The following is a 1,411-nucleotide window of genomic DNA, read 5'->3' as shown; positions in this document are numbered from 1 at the left end:
GTGCTACTCCTCACCTTGCCGTGGGTAGCGTGATGGTGATGCCGCCGCAGCACAGGTAGATGCTGGCGGCGAGGGCGTCGGGGTGGTGGTAGCCGTAGCCGCGGCGTTGGATGACGCGGATCTTGGCGTTGATGCCCTCGAGTCGGGAGTTGGACAGGCCGAGCTGGATGCCGGCCAGGATGCGGTCGGTGTGGGCCTCGAGGCGTCGGGCGAGGTTGGTCATGGGGGTGATGCCGGCGCGTCGGGCGCGGCTGATCCAGCGTTTGAGGTAGGCGCCGGCCTTGGCTGCCGGGATGATCCGGAACAGGTCGCGTAGCTCTTCCTTGAGCAGCCAGGCGCGGTGCACGTTGACGCGTTCGCGGCGCATCGCGGCCAGCATCTGGTGGTCGCCGGGGGTGAGGTTCTCCTTGGCCCGGCGCAGTGCGTACCGGGCGGCGGTCCAGGGCGCGTTCGAGCGGGCGGCGAGGTTCGCGCGGGTCAGGAACTCGAACCGTTCGGCCCGGAAGACGGCATCCAGGGCCTCGCTGGCCCACTTGATGATGTGGAACGGGTCGAGGCAGATCGCGGCGTTCGGGGCCGCGTGGCCGGTCGCGGTCCGGAACGCCTTCGACCCGTCCATCGTCACCGCCTGCAGCCGCGAGGCGCGTTGGGGGCCAAGCAGGTTGAAGAACTCGGCCAGGCATGAGGCGGACTTGCCCGGGGTGACCCACACGACGTTGCCGGTGTCGTGGTCGGCGACCACGGTCAGGAACTTGCGGCCCCGGCGGTAGGAGATCTCATCGACCCCGATCCGGTACAACGCGTCCAGTCGGGCGTCATCGAGGTGGTCGGTCACCACCCGGACGATGGCCCGGTCCACCGACTCCCAGGAGGTGCGCAGCAGCCGCGCGACGCTGGTCTTGTCCATCCGCTGGGCCAGCCAGCCGATCATGTCCTCGAAGTCGCGGGTGAACCGTCCTCCCGGCCGGGCCCACGGCACCGCCTCGGTCCGCACCCGCCGGCAGCGTGGGCACCACACCCGCGCGATCACCGCCTCCAGCTGGACCCGGCAGGTCCCGAAGTCCAGATGCCGCCACCGGCGAGTGGACGCGTCATACCGGCCCCGGACCCGGCGCCCACACGGGCACGAGTGCGTCCGGGCCCGGCGCCGCACCCCCAGCACCAGCCCGTCCTCGGTGAAGGCGACCGAGTCGACCACCGTTCCCGGGATCGCCAGGATCCGGTTGAATGCTGTGTTGACGCGCACGCGGCTGTACCTCCCGGGTTTGGGCTTCGACAACCACGAACCTAGGCAGCAGCCACGTGCGCGTCCCGCATCGACACCCCACCACGCGCACACCCCTGCGACTCAACGACATACGCCATCAAACGCGCTCATCCACACCCATACAAAGGTGAGGAGTAGCACATG

Annotated in this window: 1 protein-coding gene; it reads right to left on the bottom strand. The window is 69.6% G+C overall.

The genetic code is table 11. The features are described 5' to 3' along the window. Positions 1–10: 10 nt before the first annotated feature. Positions 11–1,246: an ISL3 family transposase gene (locus ACWEOW_RS25350; protein WP_452272028.1), complete on the bottom strand. Its 1,236-nt coding sequence runs from the start codon at positions 1,244–1,246 to the stop codon at positions 11–13. Positions 1,247–1,411 lie beyond the last annotated feature (165 nt).

It is taken from the genome of Monashia sp. NPDC004114, from assembly GCF_053603855.1.
The sequence above is the reverse complement of the archived record's forward strand: the minus strand, read 5'-3'. Positions and strand labels throughout refer to the sequence as shown.